Source organism: Actinoplanes sp. NPDC049668, assembly GCF_044465445.1.
Taxonomy (GTDB): domain Bacteria; phylum Actinomycetota; class Actinomycetes; order Mycobacteriales; family Micromonosporaceae; genus Actinoplanes.
Genome location: NZ_JBITLR010000004.1, coordinates 548,197 through 564,429, shown reverse-complemented (window position 1 = coordinate 564,429; position 16,233 = coordinate 548,197). Strand labels below are relative to the sequence as shown.

The following is a 16,233-nucleotide window of genomic DNA, read 5'->3' as shown; positions in this document are numbered from 1 at the left end:
GTGCTCAATGCGGCTGGGCTGGTCCGGGCCAGCTGGGCTGGTCCGGGCCGGGCGGGCTGGGCCGGGCCAGCTGGGCTGGTCCGGGCCGGGCGGGCTGGGCTGGTCCGGGCCGGGCGGGCTGGGCCGGGCGGGCTGGGCCGGGCGGGCTGGGCCGGGCGGGCTGGGCCGGGCGGGCTGGGCCGGGCGGGCTGGGCCGGGCGGGCTGGGCCGGCTGAGCCGGGCCGATTGGGCCGGGCCATCTAGGCCGGGCCGGTTGGGCCGTGCTGGGCCGGCTGGGCTGGGCCGACTGGTACGGCTGGGCTGGGTCGGTTGAGCTGGGCCGATCGGGCCGGGCCGGTCGGGCTGGGCTGGGCCGGCGAGCTGGGCCCGCGGGCTGGGCCGGCTGAGCTGGGCCGGCTGAGCTGGGCCGGCTGAGCTGGGCCGGGCCGATCGGGCTGGGCCGGTTGGGCTGGGCCGGCTGAGCTGGGCCGGCTGAGCTGGGCCGGGCCGATCGGGCTGGGCCGGTTGGGCTGGGCCGGTTGGGCTGGGCCGGTGGGCTGGGCCGGTTGGGCTGGGCTGGGCCGGTTGGGCCAAAACGTCCGCTGATCATATCGATAGTGGGCGGTTGATCTAATCTCGACCTGCGATTCTTGCCACCAATTCGGCAAACCCCTCCATCGGCAGGATTGGCTACTAAATGATGTCGCTATCGGTGTGCGGCTTGTTCGCGGCAATGTCGAGATGGACCGGATTTGGCATGCAGGATGCAGTGCATCGCGGAAGATTGAGCGAGACGCATGTAGTCAATGACTTGACTTAGGGTGCGCTTTATTTGGATGGTTGTCGGTCGGTGACAGGGTCGGTGATTTGTGCGGCGGCGAGGATCCGACCGGTGGCAGCACCAGCCCGGTGTAGGGCCGGCGCCAGCCCAGCATCGAAGTACTCGTCCGGACTCGACACGCAAGACGATCTCCGAGACGCCTCGCGGAACTGCTGATCCCAGGTGCTCGGAGGTGCCGTCGTGGTCTCCGTGGTCATGGTCGATTCCGTCGCCGGGTTCATTCTGGAGCAGGCCTGGCCGGTGGCTGCAGCGCGTCATGTCGCGCTGGTGACACCACGCCATGAAGGAACAGTCGAGTCAGGACCAATGGCCCTGCCTGGGCTGGAGACGTCGGGCGAGGATGGAAACAGAAGCCGCCGGTACCGGGGCGAAAGCCTCGGGTGGTGGATACGGCGCAGCGTGACGGTACGGTGTGTCGCCACGGGTTGCCAGGAGCGCCCCGCCGGCGGGCTTCTTCATGCCGGAACGGGCGGCCGGTCAGGGTTCTGTGGCGAGCAGGACCTCGGCCACGTCGCGGCGGGGTGTCGGGCGGCCCGGGCTGCCGTAGCCGAAGCGTAGGGCCAGCTGTGGGACGCCCGAGCGGCCGAGGGAACGGCGCAGTTGGTCGCGGGCTGCCGGAACCTCGATCGGCTGGGACAGCATCGACGCCGCCAGGCCCGCGTCGGTCGCGGTCAGCAGTACCTTCTGCAGGGCCTGGCCCGCGACGATCTGGTCGACCGGCAGGTCGCCGATGACGCCCAGGATGCCGACCAGCGGCTCTGGCTCGTAGTCGCGGCCGGGGCCGCGCCGGTGGTCGGAGAACGCGCGCTGCGGCAGCAGGTCCTGCGGCTCGGCGGCGGGGGCGCCCGCGGTGACCGGCACGCCGTCCGCCGCCGCGTCGGCGTGTGTCCAGCCGGCCATCTCCGACTGGTAGCGGACGTCGCGGCGCAGTACCCGGTCGGCGCTGCGGGCAAGCTCCGCGAAGCCGCTGAGCGCCGTCATGCCGACCAGCAGGTCGAGCCACGCGCCCTCGGAGCGGGCCGCGTCGATCAGCCGCAGCCGGGTCTCGGCCGGTACCGGGTCCGGCCAGAACGGGGCGCGGTTGCTGAAGCGGCGCGGTATCGCCGCATGAAGTTCCACCTCCGTGTAGGTCGCCGCCCGGGGCCGGCCGGGGGTGAGGCGGGCGATGAGGTCCGGCTCGGACCGGTCCGGGCGCAGCTCGACCGCCGCCGGTTTCCCCGCGGTGGCCAGGGCCAGGCGCGCGTTGTAGAGCGCCGCGCCGCAGGCGAGCCGTACCGCCCAGCCGGCCCGGTCGGCGACCGGGAGCCGGCGGGACGGGTCCGCGAGCACCTCGACCGCGCCGGCGCGCAGGCGGAACAGCCACGGCTGGGTGTTGAGCAGGGAAGGCGCGCGGATACCGGCCGCGGCCGCGCGCAGCAGGTCGGCCTCGGAATACGCCGTCATTGTGGTTTCTCCTTCCCGCTGACCGAGCGGAATCGGCGAAGGCGGCGCCGGCTTCCCGGGCTGACCCGCCTCCACTCACCCTGCACCGCCGGCCGCCGGTCTGTGCAGGGCCGAAGGTCCCGGCGTCACCCGGCGTCCGACACCCGGGCAGCACGGCGCCGTCGCACCCAAAGCAGGTCAGGGCCCGGCATCACCCCACGGCCGACACCCCGTGCAGCACGGCGCCAACGCGCCCCGAACAAAGACGGCCCTGGCATCAACCCACGGTCGGCACCCACGCGCCCCGAGCAGAAGAACGCCGGTATCACCCCACCACCGGCACCAGCGCGGCCCGGCACCAGCGCGCCCAAGCAGCAGACGGCCCAGCATTACCCCACGACCGGCACCCACACGGCCCAGCGCCAGCACGGTCCGGCGTCACCCCACGGCCAGCACCCACACGGCCCAGCGCCAGCACGGTCCGGCGTCACCCCACGGCCAGCACCCACACGGCCCAGCGCCAGCACGGTCCGGCGTCACCCCACGGCCAGCACCCGCGCCGCCCAGCGCCGGCGCCCCGGGCAGGAGACGGTCCGAAGGGACCTCGCGGCCTAAAGCCGGGCGGCGCGGCGGCGGCGGGCGCGGAGGAAGGCGCGGCCCGCGAGTAGGGCCGCGACCGCGATGACCTGGCCGGCGAGGAGGATTCGGTTGACGTCGACGACCGGGCGCCAGCTGATCTCGCCGTCCTTGAGGACGAACACGCCGAGGGGCTTGGCGGCCGTGCCGAAGCCGCCGCCCATGCCGCGCTGTTCCCGGCCCGGGCCCTCCTGCCCGCTGCCGCTTCCGCCGCCGGCGCCGCCGCCGACCTTGGCCACGGGCAGGAGCAGTACCCCGTCGTGCACGATCGGGGCGCCGAACACCCTGCCGACCGTGGCGGAGTCCATCGCCTCCTGCAGAGTTTCCATCAGACGTGCGTCCTGTACCGGGTTGACCGTCATGGCCTCACGGTACCGACGGCGGGTCGCCCGCGTACGGCGAAGCCGTGAAGCTCCAATCTGGACAACTCAAATTGCGTTTGAATCCACGAGACGAATGGGCGCCGATCGGTGTGATTCCCTGCGGGCCGGGCCGGTTCCGTGGCGTGCCGGCGCATTCCTACGCGGGGAGGTACGGGCAGCGCGCAAACACGTCTTCGAACACGTGGCCGCGGCAGGCGGGCGCCCGCGCGTCGCGCTCACTCGTCGTCCTCCCAGCGGGGTTCGGACGACACCTGCCACAAACAGATTCGATAATTCTCTATCCCGGCCAGCGCCGCCGCGATGCCGTCGATATCGGCCGGGCCGCCGGGGCCGGCCCCCTCTGACCGCAGCCGCCGGGCCCGGGCCCGGCCGTAACCGAGCACCCGCACCCCGTACGTGCCGGGGCCGTCGGGCAGTTCGACGCCGCGCTGGAACGCCTCGTCCACCGACTGCGGGACGCTGACCAGGCCGCCGGGCGCCTCGAGCCGTCCGTCGCGCAGCAGCTCGGCGGCCTGGTCCGCGGCCGGCTCACCGGCGAGCGCCTCGACCTGCACGCCGATGCGGACCCGGTCGCAGACCACCTCGACCATGACGGCGTTGGCCGCCCAGCCGACCACCTCGCGGCTTGCCGCCGACACCGCCGTCGCGAAGTTGTCGGATTCCTCACAGGACGGATCGTGAATCCCGAACATGCGGTGATCGCAGCTGACCGTCGTGCGCCGAATCGGGCCCTGATCTGCACTCATCTCTCTCCGTGAGTCCTAACCGGCCAGTGCATGACATCGATCGGGAGTGGCATCGACTTCCTACGATCCCACCGACCGCAGCACCCGCTGCGCACCCCTTTCGAAAGGCACCCTGTATGCCATTCACCGCCAGCCGTCTGGCGAGCGCGGGAATCGCCGGCGTGATTCTCGCCGCCGGTCTCGTCGCGCCCGCCGATGCCATGTCGCCGCGGGAACCCGCGCCGGTCACCGCATCGTTCGCCGTGCGTGCCAAGTCCGACAAGACCAGCGCCAAGGAACGCAAGCGCGTCGACAGCGTCAAGACGCCCAAGCTGGGTTGGTACAAGTGCTACGGCACCGCCGAATGCGCGACCGTCCGGCTGCCGCTCGACTACGACAAGCCGAAGGGCGCGACCACCGAGATCGCCGTGCTGCGGATCAAGGCCCGCGACCAGAAGCACAAGATCGGCAGCCTGTTCCTGAACCCGGGCGGCCCCGGCGGCTCCGGCGTCGACATCGCGCTGGCCGCGCCGTCGTTCCTGAGCGACTCCCTGCTCGACCGCTTCGACATCGTCGGGGTCGACCCGCGCGGCATCGCCAGCAGCGAGAACATCAAGTGCTTCAAGTCCACGAAGGACCAGACCCTGGCCTACAAGGGCCTCAACGTCGCCTTCCCGTACGGCAAGGGCCAGGAGACGGCCTACATCAAGTCCGCGAAGGCCGTGGCCAAGGGTTGCTCGACCACCGGTAAGAAGATCGCCGGCGCGATGTCGACCGCCGAGGTCGTCCGGGACATGGACGTGCTGCGCCGCGCCGTCGGCGACAAGAAGCTCAGCTTCCTGGGCTTCAGCTACGGCACCGCCATCGGCCAGTACTACGCCAACATGTTCCCGGACCGGGTCCGCGCGGTGGTCGTCGACGGGGTCATCGACCCGGTGTCGTGGACCGGCACGAAGAAGACCGGGAACCAGATCCAGGACGAGCGGATGCGCTCCGCCGACGGCGCGTACAAGGCGCTCAAGGAGATCCTGGTCCGCTGCGACAAGGCCGGCCCGGCGTACTGCGCGTTCTCCGACGGCGACCCGGTCAAGAACTTCGAGGCGATCGCCGCGAGCCTGCGCAAGAAGCCGCTCGTGATCACCGACGAGTGGGGCACGTACACGGTCACCTACGCGGACTTCGTCGGCGGCGTCCTCGGCGCGCTCTACGGCATGTACGCGGGCGAGCAGATCGCCTCCATGTCGGCCGAGCTGTGGCAGCTGCTGTTCGCGGGCGGCACCGCCAAGGCGACCGCCAAGGCCGCGGTGATCAAGCGGATCAAGGACGCCCGGGCCACCCGCCCGGCCCGTGACTTCCCGTACGACAACGGCTTCGAGTCGTTCAGCGGTGTCATGTGCACCGACGGGCTGCACCCGAAGGACGCGAACTCCTGGCCGGCGGCGACCGCCAAGGCGGACAAGCGCGCCAAGTACTTCGGCCGCGCCTGGGCCTGGGGCAGCGTGCAGTGCGCCCGCAACTCCTGGACCGTGCGCGACGAGGACGCGTACAAGGGCCCGTTCAACCGCCGCTCCGCGGCTCCGGTGCTCGTGGTGGGCAGCTACTGGGACCCGGCGACCAACTACGTGGAGGCGGTCTCCTCCGCCAAGCGGCTGCCGAACAGCCGGCTGCTGTCCAGCACGAACTTCGGGCACACCGCGTACGGCACCGGGGCGTGCGCCACCAATGCGATCGACGCCTACCTGCTCCGCGGCACGCTGCCGGCCAAGGGCAAGGTCTGCCAGGGCGCGGTCCAGCCGTTCACCGAGCCGCTCGAGCCGGATGAGGCCGAGCAGAAGACGACCATGCGGGCCGACGAGTCGAAGCAGCTCCCGCCGGTCGCCGACCACATTCCGGCATCCACCCTCAACGGCACCCGTTAATCCGTACGGATGAAGGGTCGGTGGCCCGGGCAGGCGCTCGCCATGCCCGGGCCACCGTTCGTCTCAGGTCGGGGCCGCCGCGGCCGATGGTGCACGCGTATTCGGTCGCGAGGAGGCAACAATGTCGGTCGGTTCTGTCGGTGCGGGTGCCATGTTCGCGCTCCGGACCGCGATCGGGGCGGGCACGCCGTCGCCGGAGGCGCGGCAGGGTCAGGTCAACGCCCAGGCGGACCTGTTGCAGGCGCTGATGGGCCTCCGTATGCCCGCGATCGCGGCCGCCCGGCTGTCCGACGGCGCCGGGGTCGACCTGTACCTGTGAGGCGTCACAGGGCGATGTCGCGGGCGCCGCTGATGCGGTCGATGCGCAGCCGGCACAGCATCTCGCCGTCGACGGCGTTCCGCTTGCCGTAGTCGGGCGCGAGCCGGGCCGGCACGTACCGCTCGGCGATCCGGGTCGCCCACTCCAGCAGGTCCGGTGCGTGGGCGTCGAGGCTGACCACGCCGCGGACCACGGCGAAGTCGTAGGGGAACTCGGACACGTCGACGGTGAGCGCCGCCCGCGGGTCGGCCCGCAGGTTGCGGCCCTTGACCGTCTGCTCGGCCGTGGTGAACACCAGGTCGTCGCCGTCGACGACGAACCAGATCGGCGCAACGTGCGGCTCACCCGCCGGCGAGGCCGTCGCCAGCTTGCCCGTGCGGGTGCCGACGGAGATGAAATCGAGTGCTTCCTGCCGGGTCATCGCTGCCATCCACCCAGCATGCCCCGCGACGGCCCGCCCCGCCCGCGACCGGCCGGGTCGTCACCGCCCCGGGGCACCGGCCTTCGCCAGCGACAGGTAGTGATCGCGCTCCGGCTTGTCGAGATGCTCGATGGAGTACCGCAGTGCAGTGCGCGGCATCGTCGCCGCGTGCCGGTCCAGGAAGGCGCGCAGCCGGTCGGCGTCGTGGTCACCGGCCGTGCGCAGCATGCCGCCGACGACCGTCTGCACGAAGTGCTCCGGGTCGTCGACGAGCAGCTCGGAGATGGCGTACATGTCGTCGAGGTCGCCCTGGCGGACGAACAACATGGTCGCCCAGATGGCGGTGCGCCGCTCCCACACGTTCTCCGAGCGGGCCAGCCGGTAGAGCACGTCGCGCGGCTTGTCCAGCAGGTACCCGCCGATGACGTACTGGGCCCCGAGGTCGACGAGCCCCCAGTCGTCGATGCGGTCCATCCGGCGCAGGTAGAGCTCGTAGAGCCCGCGGCGCTCGTCCGCGCTCGTCCGCTTCCGGCGCGCCTTCTTGTCCATGATCGACAATGCGCCGACGCGGGCCTCGTAGACGGGGTGGTCCAGCAGGGCCTCGACCTCGCCGAGAGGGAGGTCGAGGTACTCCTTGGCCAGGTTGAAGATGGTGCCCATCGCCAGACCGAGGCGCTCCGGGCCCGGCTCATCGGCGCGGCGGGGCGCGGCACGCAGGCGATCAACGAAGGCGGAGGCGGTGAGGTCGGCCACGGCTACCCATCCTGCTCGACCGCGTACCCGAACACCAGCGTCACGGTACGGCGGCCGCGTCCCGGACGGCGTGACCGATGGTGGCGCGCAGCGCGGCGTACTCGGGCAGCCCGCGCAGCTCGTCGGCCGGCAGCCCGGTCCGCGGCAGGTCGACGGCGACGTCCAGGACGACCCGGCCGGGGCGGGCGCTGAGGACGACGACCCGGCTGCCCAGGAAGACCGCCTCGTCGACGCTGTGCGTCACGAAGACCGACGTGCGGCCGGTCGCGGCGCTGACCCGGCGCAGGTCCTCCTGGAGGCGTTCGCGGGTGAGGGCGTCGAGCGCGGCGAACGGCTCGTCGAGCAGCAGCAGCGGGTTGTCGACCGCGAGCGCGCGGGCGATGGCCACCCGCTGCTGCTGGCCGCCGGAGATCTGCCAGGTGCGGCGGTGCGCGATGCCGTCCAGCCCGACCTTCGCCAGCAGCCCGGGCACCCGGGCGACCCGCTCGTGGCGGGGCACGCCGGCGTAGCGCAGCGCGAGCTCGACGTTGCCGCCGACGGTCAGCCACGGGAACAGCCGCGGCTGCTGGAACACCAGTCCAGCGCCGTGGCCGGGGCGGGGCGCGGCGCCGGCGGTGCGCACGCTGCCGGAGGTCGGTTCCTCGAACCCGGCGATGAGCCGGAGCAGGGTGCTCTTGCCGCAGCCGGACGCGCCGACCAGGACGAGGAACTCCCCCGCCGCGACGGTGAGGTCGACGGGCCCGACCGCGGTGACGGCGCCGGCGCCGGCCCCGTAGACGTGCTCGACCTGGCTGATCTCGATGGCGTCAGGAGAGGACACCCGGCAGGCCCTTGACGTAGATGGCCTTCTCGACGCTCGCCAGGTCGGGCACGGCGTCGATCTTCTGCTGCGCCTTCAGGAACTCGGCGGCGCTCTGCAGGTTCTGGGCGAGCTTGCCGACCTTCGCCTCGGTGCCGAGCCACTCGTCGGACGACAGGTCGCCCGGCTTGAGGAAGACGCCCTGCGCGAGCTGCGCCTTAGCGTCGTCGGCGCTGATGTTGAGCTCCGCGCCGACCGCCGCCGCGGCGGCCGCCGGGTCGCTCGCGATCAGGTCCAGCGCCTGCGCCTCGGCCTTGCGCCACGCGTCGACGGCCTCCGGGTGCGCGGTGGCGAACGCGGTGGACACCACGCCGAGGTCCAGGGTCGGCTTGCCCGCGGTGGCCAGCTCGCGGCTGGTGATCAGGACCTTGCCGTTCTTCTTGAGCGCGTCGAGGGACGGCAGCCACGAGTAGGCGGCGTCGACGTCGCCGCGGGTCCAGGCCGCCTGGATGTCCTGCGGCTCCAGGTCGACGATGGTCAGCTCGGACTCCTTGACGCCGGCCCGGTCGAGCGCGGCGAGCAGGCTGTAGTGCGCCGTCGAGGCGAACGGCGTGGCGACCTTCTTTCCGCGCAGCGCCTCGATCGAGGTGACGCCGCTGCCGTTGCGGGCGACCAGCGCCTCGTTGTCGCCGGCGACGTCGAGCACGAAGGCCACCTGGTACGGAATGTTCAGCGGGGCGGACAGCCCCCGGGCGACCGGGCTGGAGCCGATCGCGGCGATGTCGATGCTCTTGGCGACGAACGCGGTGTTGATGCTGGCGCCGGAGTCGAACTTGGTCCAGGTGATCCGGTAACCGGGCAGGGCCTTCTCGAGCAGCCCCTGGTTCTTGACGATCAGGTCGCCGCTCGGGAACGCCTGGTAGGCGAGCCGGATGGTCTTCTGCTGGGGATCGGCGTTGCCGCTGGCGGCGCCGTCGCCGCAGGCGGCGGCCGCGGCGACGAGCAGGGCGGCGGCGAGGAAACGGGTGATCTTCACGGGGGGATTTCCTTATCTAGGCGCGGCCCCGCCACGGGATCAGCCGATTCTCGGCGGACCGCAGCAGGGCGTCGATGAGCAGGCCGGAGAGGCCGATGGCGAAGAGGCCGAGCACGACGACGTCGGTCTGTGAGTAGCGCTGCGCGTCGCGGACCATGCCGCCGATGCCGGGGACGCCGTTGATGGTCTCGGCCGCGACGACCGAGGAGTACGCGATGCCGACCGCGAGCCGAACGCCGGTGAAGATCTCCGGCTGCGCGCTGGGCAGCACCACGTCCCGCACCACCTGCCACCGCCCCGCGCCGAGCGCACGGGCGGCCTCGACCAGCCCGGTCGGCGCGGAGTAGACGGCCGACGCGGTGGCCACGGCGACGGGCGGGAGGGCCGCGATGGACAGCAGCCACAGCTTGGGCGTCTCGTCGATGCCGAACCAGATGATGAACAGGCTGAAGTACGCCAGCGGCGGAAGCGCGCGCACGAACGTGACCACCGGCTCGACGACCACCCGGATCCAGGACACGGTGCCCATCAGGATCCCGAGGAGCAGACCGCCGCCGATGCCGATCAGGGATCCGATGACGATGCGGCGCAGGCTGACGCCGAGGTGCTCGACGAGCAGGTGGCCGCTGTAGCCGCGGATGCCGTCGTGGGTGGTGGAGGTCAGCACCAGCTGATGCCAGACCGCGCCCGGCGAGGGGATGAACGTCGGGTTCGCGGTCACCCGGGCGGTCAGCTCCCACAGCAGGTAGAGAACGACGAGGGCCAGCACCCGCAGCCCGATCCGGCGACGGCGACCGCCCGACGAGCGCGCGGAACGCGTCGCGCCCGGTCCGGTCGCGGGGGCGGCCGGCCTTTCGACTACAGAGGTGCTCACGGGGTATTTCCTACCTTGCCTATGGGGATACGGCAAGAGGTTGTGCGGTGTAAAGCATATTACGCCCATAGGACTTGTGGGCAGAATGGATGCGATCTACGGTCATCGCCAACCGTGATTGCGGAGGCAACCGTGAGCCTGGTGTCATCGATCAACCGCAAGAACGCCGACCCGCCGGACGATCCGGCCGCATTGCCCGCCGACCTCGCCGGGCTGCGGGTGGTCCGCGCACGCCATCCGTGGCGGTGGGTCTTCGCGCTGGTCGTGCTCGTCCTCTGCGCACAGTTCGCACACGGGCTGGCCACCAACCCCGGCTGGGACTGGTACACGTTCGGCGGCTACTTCTTCGAGAAGTCCATCGTCCGCGCGCTGGTGGTCACCCTGGAGCTGACCGTCGCCGGCGCGGTGCTCGGTTTCCTCGGCGGCATCGTGCTCGCCGCGATGCGGCTGTCGAAGAACCCGGTCCTGCAGGCCGTGAGCTGGACGTACACCTGGGTGTTCAGGTCGGTGCCGCTGATCGTCCAGCTGCTCTTCTGGGCCAACATCGGCTACCTGTACGAGACCCTGCAGGTCGGCGTGCCGTTCGGGCCGGGGTTCTTCCGCTTCGAGACGCTGCACCTGGTCAGCTCGCTGGGCGCCGCGCTGCTCGGCCTGGCGCTGCACGAGGCCGCCTACGCCGCGGAGATCGTGCGCGCCGGCATCATCTCCGTCGACCAGGGGCAGCTCGAGGCCGCCGCCGCGCTGGGCATCCCCCGCGGCCGGCAGTTCCGCCGCATCCTGCTGCCCCAGGCGATGCGCGCCATCCTGCCCAGCGCGGCCAACGAGCTGGTGAACCTGCTCAAGAGCACGTCCGTGGTCTACGTCCTGGCCATCGGCGAACTCTTCTACCAGGTGCAGGTCGTCTACGGGCGCAACGGCCGGGTCGTCCCGCTGCTCATGGTCGCCACCGTCTGGTACGTCATCCTCACCGCCGCCCTGTCGGTGCTGCAGTACTACGTGGAGCGGCACTACGCCCGCGGCGCGCTGCGCACCCTGCCGCCGACTCCGCTGCAGCGGCTGTTCGCCCTGCGCCGCGCGGGCGGCGCGCGATGAGCCGGCCCATGGTGGAGGTCCGGGGCCTGCACAAGAGCTTCGGCACGCACGAGGTGCTGTGCGGCGTCGACCTGACCGTCGAGGCGGGCGGCGTCACCGTCGTCATCGGCCCGTCCGGCTCCGGCAAGTCGACCCTGCTGCGCAGCATCAACCGGCTGGAGCGGACCGAACGCGGCTACGTCAGCGTCGATGGGGAGATCATCGGCTATCGGCGCTCAGGCGACCGGCTGCACGAGCTGAGCGAGCGGCACGTGCTGCGCCAGCGGGCCGGCATCGGCTTCGTCTTCCAGAACTTCAACCTGTTCCCGCACCTGACCGCCCTGGAGAACGTCGCCGAGGCGCCGATCTCCGCGCAGCGCCGCCCCCGGGCGGAGGTGCACGCCGAGGCGCTCGCCCTGCTGCACCGGGTCGGCCTCGGCGACAAGGCCGGCGCGTACCCCCGGCAGCTCTCCGGCGGCCAGCAGCAGCGGGTCGCCATCGCCCGCGCGCTCGCCCTGCGCCCGAAGCTGCTGCTCTTCGACGAGCCCACCTCGGCGCTCGACCCCGAGCTGGTCGGCGAGGTCCTCGACGTGATGCGCGACCTGGCCACCGCCGGCACCACGATGATCGTCGTCACCCACGAGATCGGCTTCGCCCGCGAGGTCGCCGACACGATCGTCTTCCTCGACGAGGGGCTCGTGGTCGAGCAGGGCCCGCCCGACCGGCTCCTCGACCGCCCGGAACACGACCGCACCCGCGCCTTCCTGTCCAAAGTCCTCAGCTGACACCCCCTGGAGAGACCCCATGCGCATCAGAGCCGCGCTGACCGCCGCCGCCCTCCTCACCGGCCTGGCCGCGTGCGCCGCACCCGAGGAGACGCCGAAGACCGTCTCCGCGTCGTCCGCCGCCCTCAACACCAGCCCGGACCAGAAGCGGATCGTGCCGGCGAAGGTGGACGCGATCGCGAGCCTCGTGCCGCAGGCCGTCCGGGACACCGGAAAGCTCACCATCGGCGTCGGCGCCGCGGCGTCCGGCTTCCCGCCGCTGGCGTTCACCGCCACCGACAACACGACGCTGATCGGCAACGAGCCCGACCTCGGCGTGGCGATCGCCGGCGTGCTCGGCCTCACGCCGGACCTGCAGAACACCTCCTGGGAGAATCTGTTCGTCGGCCTGGACAGCGGCAAGTACAACGTCGGCGCCTCGAACATCACCGTCACCGAGCTGCGCAAGCAGAAGTACGACTTCGTGACGTACCGGCTGGACAACCTCGCCTGGGAGGTCCGCAAGGACACCGACCTCACGATCACCGCGCCGAAGGACGTCGCCGGCAAGAAGGTCGCGGTCAGCTCCGGAACCAACCAGGAGAAGATCCTCGTCGAGTGGAGCAGGGAGGCCGAGAAGCAGGGCCTCAAGCCGATCGACATCAAGTACTACCAGAACAACCAGGCCGTCTACCTGGCGCTCGGCTCCGGCCAGATCGACGCCTACTTCACCCCCAACCCCAGCGCCGCGTACCACGTCTCCGTCGCCGGCCAGACCAAGATCGTCGGCACTTACTCCGGCGCCGGCGCCAACCTGCAGGGCAAGATCGCGCTGACCACCAAGAAGGACAACGGCCTCATCAAGGCGCTCGCGGCCGCCCTGGACCAGCTGATCTCGTCCGGCGACTACGCCAAGATCCTCGACCGCTGGAACCTGCGCAACGAGGCGGTCACGAAGGCCGAGGTCAACCCGCCCGGCCTGCCGATCGACAACAAGTAGCCATCCGGGACGGCCAGACCAAGGAGTGATCGATGTCCGCAGCCGTACCGCTGCACCTCGCCGTGGCGCTCGACGGCGCCGGATGGCATCCGGCCGCCTGGCGCGCGCCGAACGCCCGCCCCGCCGAGCTGTTCCGGCCCGGCTACTGGGTGGACCTGGTCCGGGAGGCGGAGCGCGGCCTGCTCGACCTGGTCACCATCGAGGACTCCCTCGGGCTGCAGTCGTCGCGGCGCGACGGCCCCGACGACCGCACCGACCAGGTACGCGGCCGGCTCGACGCGGTGCTGGTCGCCGCGCGGGTCGCGCCGCTCACCCGGCACATCGGGCTGGTACCGACGGCGACGGTCACGCACACCGAGCCGTTCCACATCTCGAAGGCGATCGCCACCCTGGACTACGTCAGCAACGGGCGGGCCGGCTGGCGGGCACAGGTGTCCGGCCGGCCCGACGAGGCGGCCCACTTCGGACGGCGGACGATCCCGCCGTTCCGGATCGACGACCTCGACACCCCCGAGGTTCAGGACCTGCTCGGCGAGCTCTTCGATGAGGCGGCGGACCATATCGAGGTGGTCCGCCGCCTCTGGGACAGCTGGGAGGACGACGCGGAGATCCGCGACGCGGCCACCGGCCGGTTCATCGACCGCGACAAGCTGCACTACATCGACTTCAAGGGCGCGAAGTTCAGCGTCAAGGGCCCGTCGATCACGCCGCGGCCGCCGCAGGGGCAGCCGCCGGTGAGCGCGCTGGCGCACGCCGGCATCGCGTACCGGCTGGGTGCCCGCGGCGCCGACATCGTGTACGTGACGCCGGCCGACGCCGCGCACGGCGCGGCGATCGTGCGGGAGATCCGGGCGGAGCAGGAGGCCGCCGGCCGCGCCGGCGAGACCGTGCACGTCTTCGCCGACCTGGCGGTCTTCCTCGGCGAGACCGACGCCGCGGCCCGGGACCGCAAGGCGCGGCTCGACGACCTGGCCGGCGCCGCGTTCACCTCCGACGCCACGGTTTTCACCGGTACGCCGCAAGGGCTCGCCGACCTGCTGATCGATTGGCGGGGCGCCGGGCTGACCGGCTTCCGGCTGCGCCCCGGCACCCTGCCGGACGACCTCGAGGCCGTCACCCGCGCCCTGGTGCCCGAGCTGCAACGGCGGGGCGTGTTCCGCCGCGGGTACGAGGCGGCGACGCTGCGGGGCCTGCTCGGCCTGCCCCGCCCCACCAACCGATACGCCACCGGGAGCGCCGATGAGCAAGCCCCGTAAGCAGATCCATCTCGCCGCGCACTTCCCCGGCGTCAACAACACCACCGTGTGGAGCGACCCCCGCTCCGGCAGCCACATCGAGTTCGGCTCCTTCGCGCGGCTCGCGCAGACGGCGGAGCGGGCCAAGTTCGACTTCTTCTTCCTCGCCGAGGGCCTGCGGCTGCGCGAGCAGGCCGGGCAGATCTACGACCTCGACGTGGTGGGCCGCCCGGACACGTTCACCGTGCTGGCCGCCCTCGCCGCGGTCACCGACCGGCTCGGGCTGGCCGGCACGATCAACTCGACCTTCAACGAGCCGTACGAGGTGGCCCGGCAGTTCGCCAGCCTCGACCACCTCTCCGGCGGCCGGGCCGCCTGGAACGTGGTCACCTCGTGGGACGCGTTCACCGGGGAGAACTTCCGGCGCGGCGGGTTCCTCGCCGAACCGGACCGCTACCGCCGGGCCACCCAGTTCCTGCAGGCCGCGACCGAGCTGTTCGACTCGTGGCCCGCCGAACGGCTCCCCGCCGACCCCGGCCGCGGGCTGTTCGTCGAGGATCCCCGCGTCGGCTCCTTCAGCCACCGCGACGCGCACTTCGACATCGCCGGGCAGTTCACGGTCCCCCGCGGGCCGCAGGGCCGGCCGGTGATCCTGCAGGCCGGCGACTCCGACGGCGGCCGCGAGTTCGCCGCCCGCACCGCGGACGCGATCTTCAGCCGGCACGGCACCCTCGAGGCCGGGCAGGCGTTCTACTCCGACGTCAAGCGGCGCCTCGCCGCGTACGGGCGCACCCCGGAGCAGCTGCTCGTGCTGCCCGCCGCGACGTTCGCCCTCGGCGACACCGACGCCGACGCCCAGGAGAAGGCCGCGGACATCCGCCGCCGGCAGATCAGCGGCCAGACCGCGCTGCGCCTGCTGGAACAGCTCTGGAACCGCGACCTCAGCGGCTACGACCCGGACGGTCCGCTGCCCGAGGTCGACCCCGACGTCGGCGACACCCACATCGCGCGCGGCCGGGCCAGCGTGCGGATGCACCGCGATCCGCTGGCCACCGCGCGGGAGTGGCGCGAGCGCGCCGAGGCGCGGAACCTGTCGATCCGCGAGCTGATCATCGAGGTCTCCGGCCGGCAGACCTTCATCGGTACGGCGGCCACGGTCGCCGACCGCATCGACGACCTCGTCCAGCGCGACGCCGCCGACGGCTTCATCCTCGTGCCGCACGTCACCCCGGACGGGCTCGACGAGTTCGCCGACACCGTCGTGCCGCTGCTGCAGGAGCGGGGCGTGTTCCGCGCCGAGTACGCCGGCACGACCCTGCGCGACCACCTCGGCCTGTCGGTGCCCGCCGTCGCGGGAGCGGCCCGATGACCATCGTCGACACGGCCGTGCTGGACAACCCGGCGTGGGCGTCGCTGCGCGGCGCGCACGCCCGCTTCGCGCGAGTCGTCGGGCGGGCCGCCCGCTACGACCCGGAGGTGGCGCCGTTCCACGCGGTGTCCGATCCGGCCGAGGCGGGCGCCTGGGCGGACCTGCGCGCGCTGGTCGGTCCCGGCGCCGAGCTGACGCTGACCGGCGACGACCTCGTCGCGCCGCCGGGCTGGACGCTGCTGGAGCGGATCGGCGGCGTCCAGCTGGTCGACGTGGCATTGCGGGCCGAGCCCGACCCGGAGGCGGTGACCCTGACCGCGTCGGACGTGCCGGAGATGCTCGACCTGGTGGGGCGAACCAAGCCGGGCCCGTTCCTGCCGCGCACCGTCGAGCTCGGCACCTACCTCGGCATCCGGCGCGGCGGCGCGCTGATCGCGATGGCGGGCGAGCGGCTGCACCCGCCCGGGTGGACCGAGATCAGCGCGGTCTGCACCGACCCGGCACACCGCGGGCGCGGCCTGGCGACCCGCCTGGTCCGGGCGGTGGCCGCCGGCATCCGCGAGCGTGGCGAGACCCCGCTGCTGCACACGGCCGCCGGCAACACCGCGGCCATCCGCCTGTACCAGGAGCTGGGCTTCCGCCTGCGCCGGCGCCCGACGTTCTGGCGCTTCCGGGCGCCCGCGTGAC

17 protein-coding genes are annotated in these 16,233 nt (G+C 72.2%); 9 read left to right on the top strand and 8 right to left on the bottom strand.

What is annotated here, in order from left to right:
• Window positions 1-7: 7 nt before the first annotated feature.
• Window positions 8-313, top strand: a complete 306-nt coding sequence (locus ACIBSW_RS19835) for a hypothetical protein (protein WP_404799388.1) — start codon at window positions 8-10, stop codon at window positions 311-313.
• A 984-nt stretch (window positions 314-1,297) separates the two neighbouring features.
• On the opposite strand, the gene ACIBSW_RS19830 is transcribed toward ACIBSW_RS19835, so the two are convergent.
• The 3 genes from ACIBSW_RS19830 to ACIBSW_RS19820 all read right to left on the bottom strand — a co-directional run bounded on the left by ACIBSW_RS19830 (window position 1,298) and on the right by ACIBSW_RS19820 (window position 3,953).
• Window positions 1,298-2,263, bottom strand: coding sequence for an Acg family FMN-binding oxidoreductase (locus ACIBSW_RS19830; protein WP_354727351.1), 966 nt, complete (start codon window positions 2,261-2,263; stop codon window positions 1,298-1,300).
• 590 nt (window positions 2,264-2,853) lie between these two features.
• Window positions 2,854-3,240, bottom strand: coding sequence for a spore germination protein GerW family protein (locus tag ACIBSW_RS19825; protein WP_354727353.1), 387 nt, complete (start codon window positions 3,238-3,240; stop codon window positions 2,854-2,856).
• Between the two features lie 236 nt (window positions 3,241-3,476).
• Window positions 3,477-3,953, bottom strand: coding sequence for a hypothetical protein (locus tag ACIBSW_RS19820; protein WP_354727355.1), 477 nt, complete (start codon window positions 3,951-3,953; stop codon window positions 3,477-3,479).
• A gap of 170 nt (window positions 3,954-4,123) precedes the next feature.
• On the opposite strand from ACIBSW_RS19820, the gene ACIBSW_RS19815 reads away from it, so the two are divergent.
• Together ACIBSW_RS19815 and ACIBSW_RS19810 are read left to right on the top strand one after the other, a co-directional pair.
• Window positions 4,124-5,905, top strand: a complete 1,782-nt coding sequence (locus ACIBSW_RS19815) for an alpha/beta hydrolase (RefSeq protein WP_354727356.1) — start codon at window positions 4,124-4,126, stop codon at window positions 5,903-5,905.
• Between the two features lie 121 nt (window positions 5,906-6,026).
• A complete protein-coding gene (locus ACIBSW_RS19810; RefSeq protein ID WP_354727358.1) occupies window positions 6,027-6,224 on the top strand; it encodes a hypothetical protein in 198 nt (65 codons plus the stop codon).
• A gap of 4 nt (window positions 6,225-6,228) precedes the next feature.
• Here the strand turns inward: ACIBSW_RS19810 and ACIBSW_RS19805 are convergent, their stop codons facing one another.
• From ACIBSW_RS19805 to ACIBSW_RS19785, 5 genes are read right to left on the bottom strand one after another with little or no spacing between them, the layout of a single operon-like run.
• On the bottom strand, window positions 6,229-6,654 hold the full coding sequence (locus ACIBSW_RS19805; protein ID WP_354727360.1) for a PPOX class F420-dependent oxidoreductase: 426 nt from the start codon (window positions 6,652-6,654) through the stop codon (window positions 6,229-6,231).
• Window positions 6,655-6,705: 51 nt separating this feature from the next.
• Window positions 6,706-7,398 (bottom strand): DNA alkylation repair protein, encoded by a 693-nt coding sequence (locus ACIBSW_RS19800; RefSeq protein WP_354727362.1) that lies wholly within the window; start codon window positions 7,396-7,398, stop codon window positions 6,706-6,708.
• A gap of 40 nt (window positions 7,399-7,438) precedes the next feature.
• Window positions 7,439-8,218: an ABC transporter ATP-binding protein gene (locus ACIBSW_RS19795; RefSeq protein WP_354727364.1), complete on the bottom strand. Its 780-nt coding sequence runs from the start codon at window positions 8,216-8,218 to the stop codon at window positions 7,439-7,441.
• Window positions 8,205-9,233, bottom strand: a complete 1,029-nt coding sequence (locus ACIBSW_RS19790; protein WP_354727366.1) for an ABC transporter substrate-binding protein — start codon at window positions 9,231-9,233, stop codon at window positions 8,205-8,207. Before ACIBSW_RS19790 ends, ACIBSW_RS19795 begins: the two co-directional genes overlap by 14 nt.
• 16 nt (window positions 9,234-9,249) lie before the next feature.
• Window positions 9,250-10,107: an ABC transporter permease gene (locus ACIBSW_RS19785; protein WP_354727368.1), complete on the bottom strand. Its 858-nt coding sequence runs from the start codon at window positions 10,105-10,107 to the stop codon at window positions 9,250-9,252.
• 132 nt (window positions 10,108-10,239) lie between these two features.
• Here ACIBSW_RS19785 and ACIBSW_RS19780 point away from each other — a divergent pair, with 132 nt between their 5' ends.
• The 6 genes from ACIBSW_RS19780 to ACIBSW_RS19755 are packed head-to-tail and all read left to right on the top strand — an operon-like array spanning window position 10,240 to window position 16,232.
• A complete protein-coding gene (locus tag ACIBSW_RS19780; RefSeq protein WP_354727370.1) occupies window positions 10,240-11,199 on the top strand; it encodes an amino acid ABC transporter permease in 960 nt (319 codons plus the stop codon).
• A complete protein-coding gene (locus tag ACIBSW_RS19775) occupies window positions 11,196-11,963 on the top strand; it encodes an amino acid ABC transporter ATP-binding protein (protein ID WP_354727372.1) in 768 nt (255 codons plus the stop codon). Before ACIBSW_RS19780 ends, ACIBSW_RS19775 begins: the two co-directional genes overlap by 4 nt.
• Window positions 11,964-11,982: 19 nt before the next feature.
• On the top strand, window positions 11,983-12,942 hold the full coding sequence (locus ACIBSW_RS19770) for an ABC transporter substrate-binding protein (RefSeq protein ID WP_354727374.1): 960 nt from the start codon (window positions 11,983-11,985) through the stop codon (window positions 12,940-12,942).
• Between the two features lie 32 nt (window positions 12,943-12,974).
• On the top strand, window positions 12,975-14,198 hold the full coding sequence (locus ACIBSW_RS19765) for an LLM class flavin-dependent oxidoreductase (protein WP_354727376.1): 1,224 nt from the start codon (window positions 12,975-12,977) through the stop codon (window positions 14,196-14,198).
• Window positions 14,182-15,546: an NtaA/DmoA family FMN-dependent monooxygenase gene (locus ACIBSW_RS19760; RefSeq protein ID WP_354727378.1), complete on the top strand. Its 1,365-nt coding sequence runs from the start codon at window positions 14,182-14,184 to the stop codon at window positions 15,544-15,546. Before ACIBSW_RS19765 ends, ACIBSW_RS19760 begins: the two co-directional genes overlap by 17 nt.
• Window positions 15,543-16,232 carry a GNAT family N-acetyltransferase gene (locus ACIBSW_RS19755; protein WP_354727380.1) on the top strand — a complete coding sequence of 230 codons (690 nt, stop codon included), beginning with the start codon at window positions 15,543-15,545 and terminating at the stop codon, window positions 16,230-16,232. Before ACIBSW_RS19760 ends, ACIBSW_RS19755 begins: the two co-directional genes overlap by 4 nt.
• Window position 16,233 lies beyond the last annotated feature (1 nt).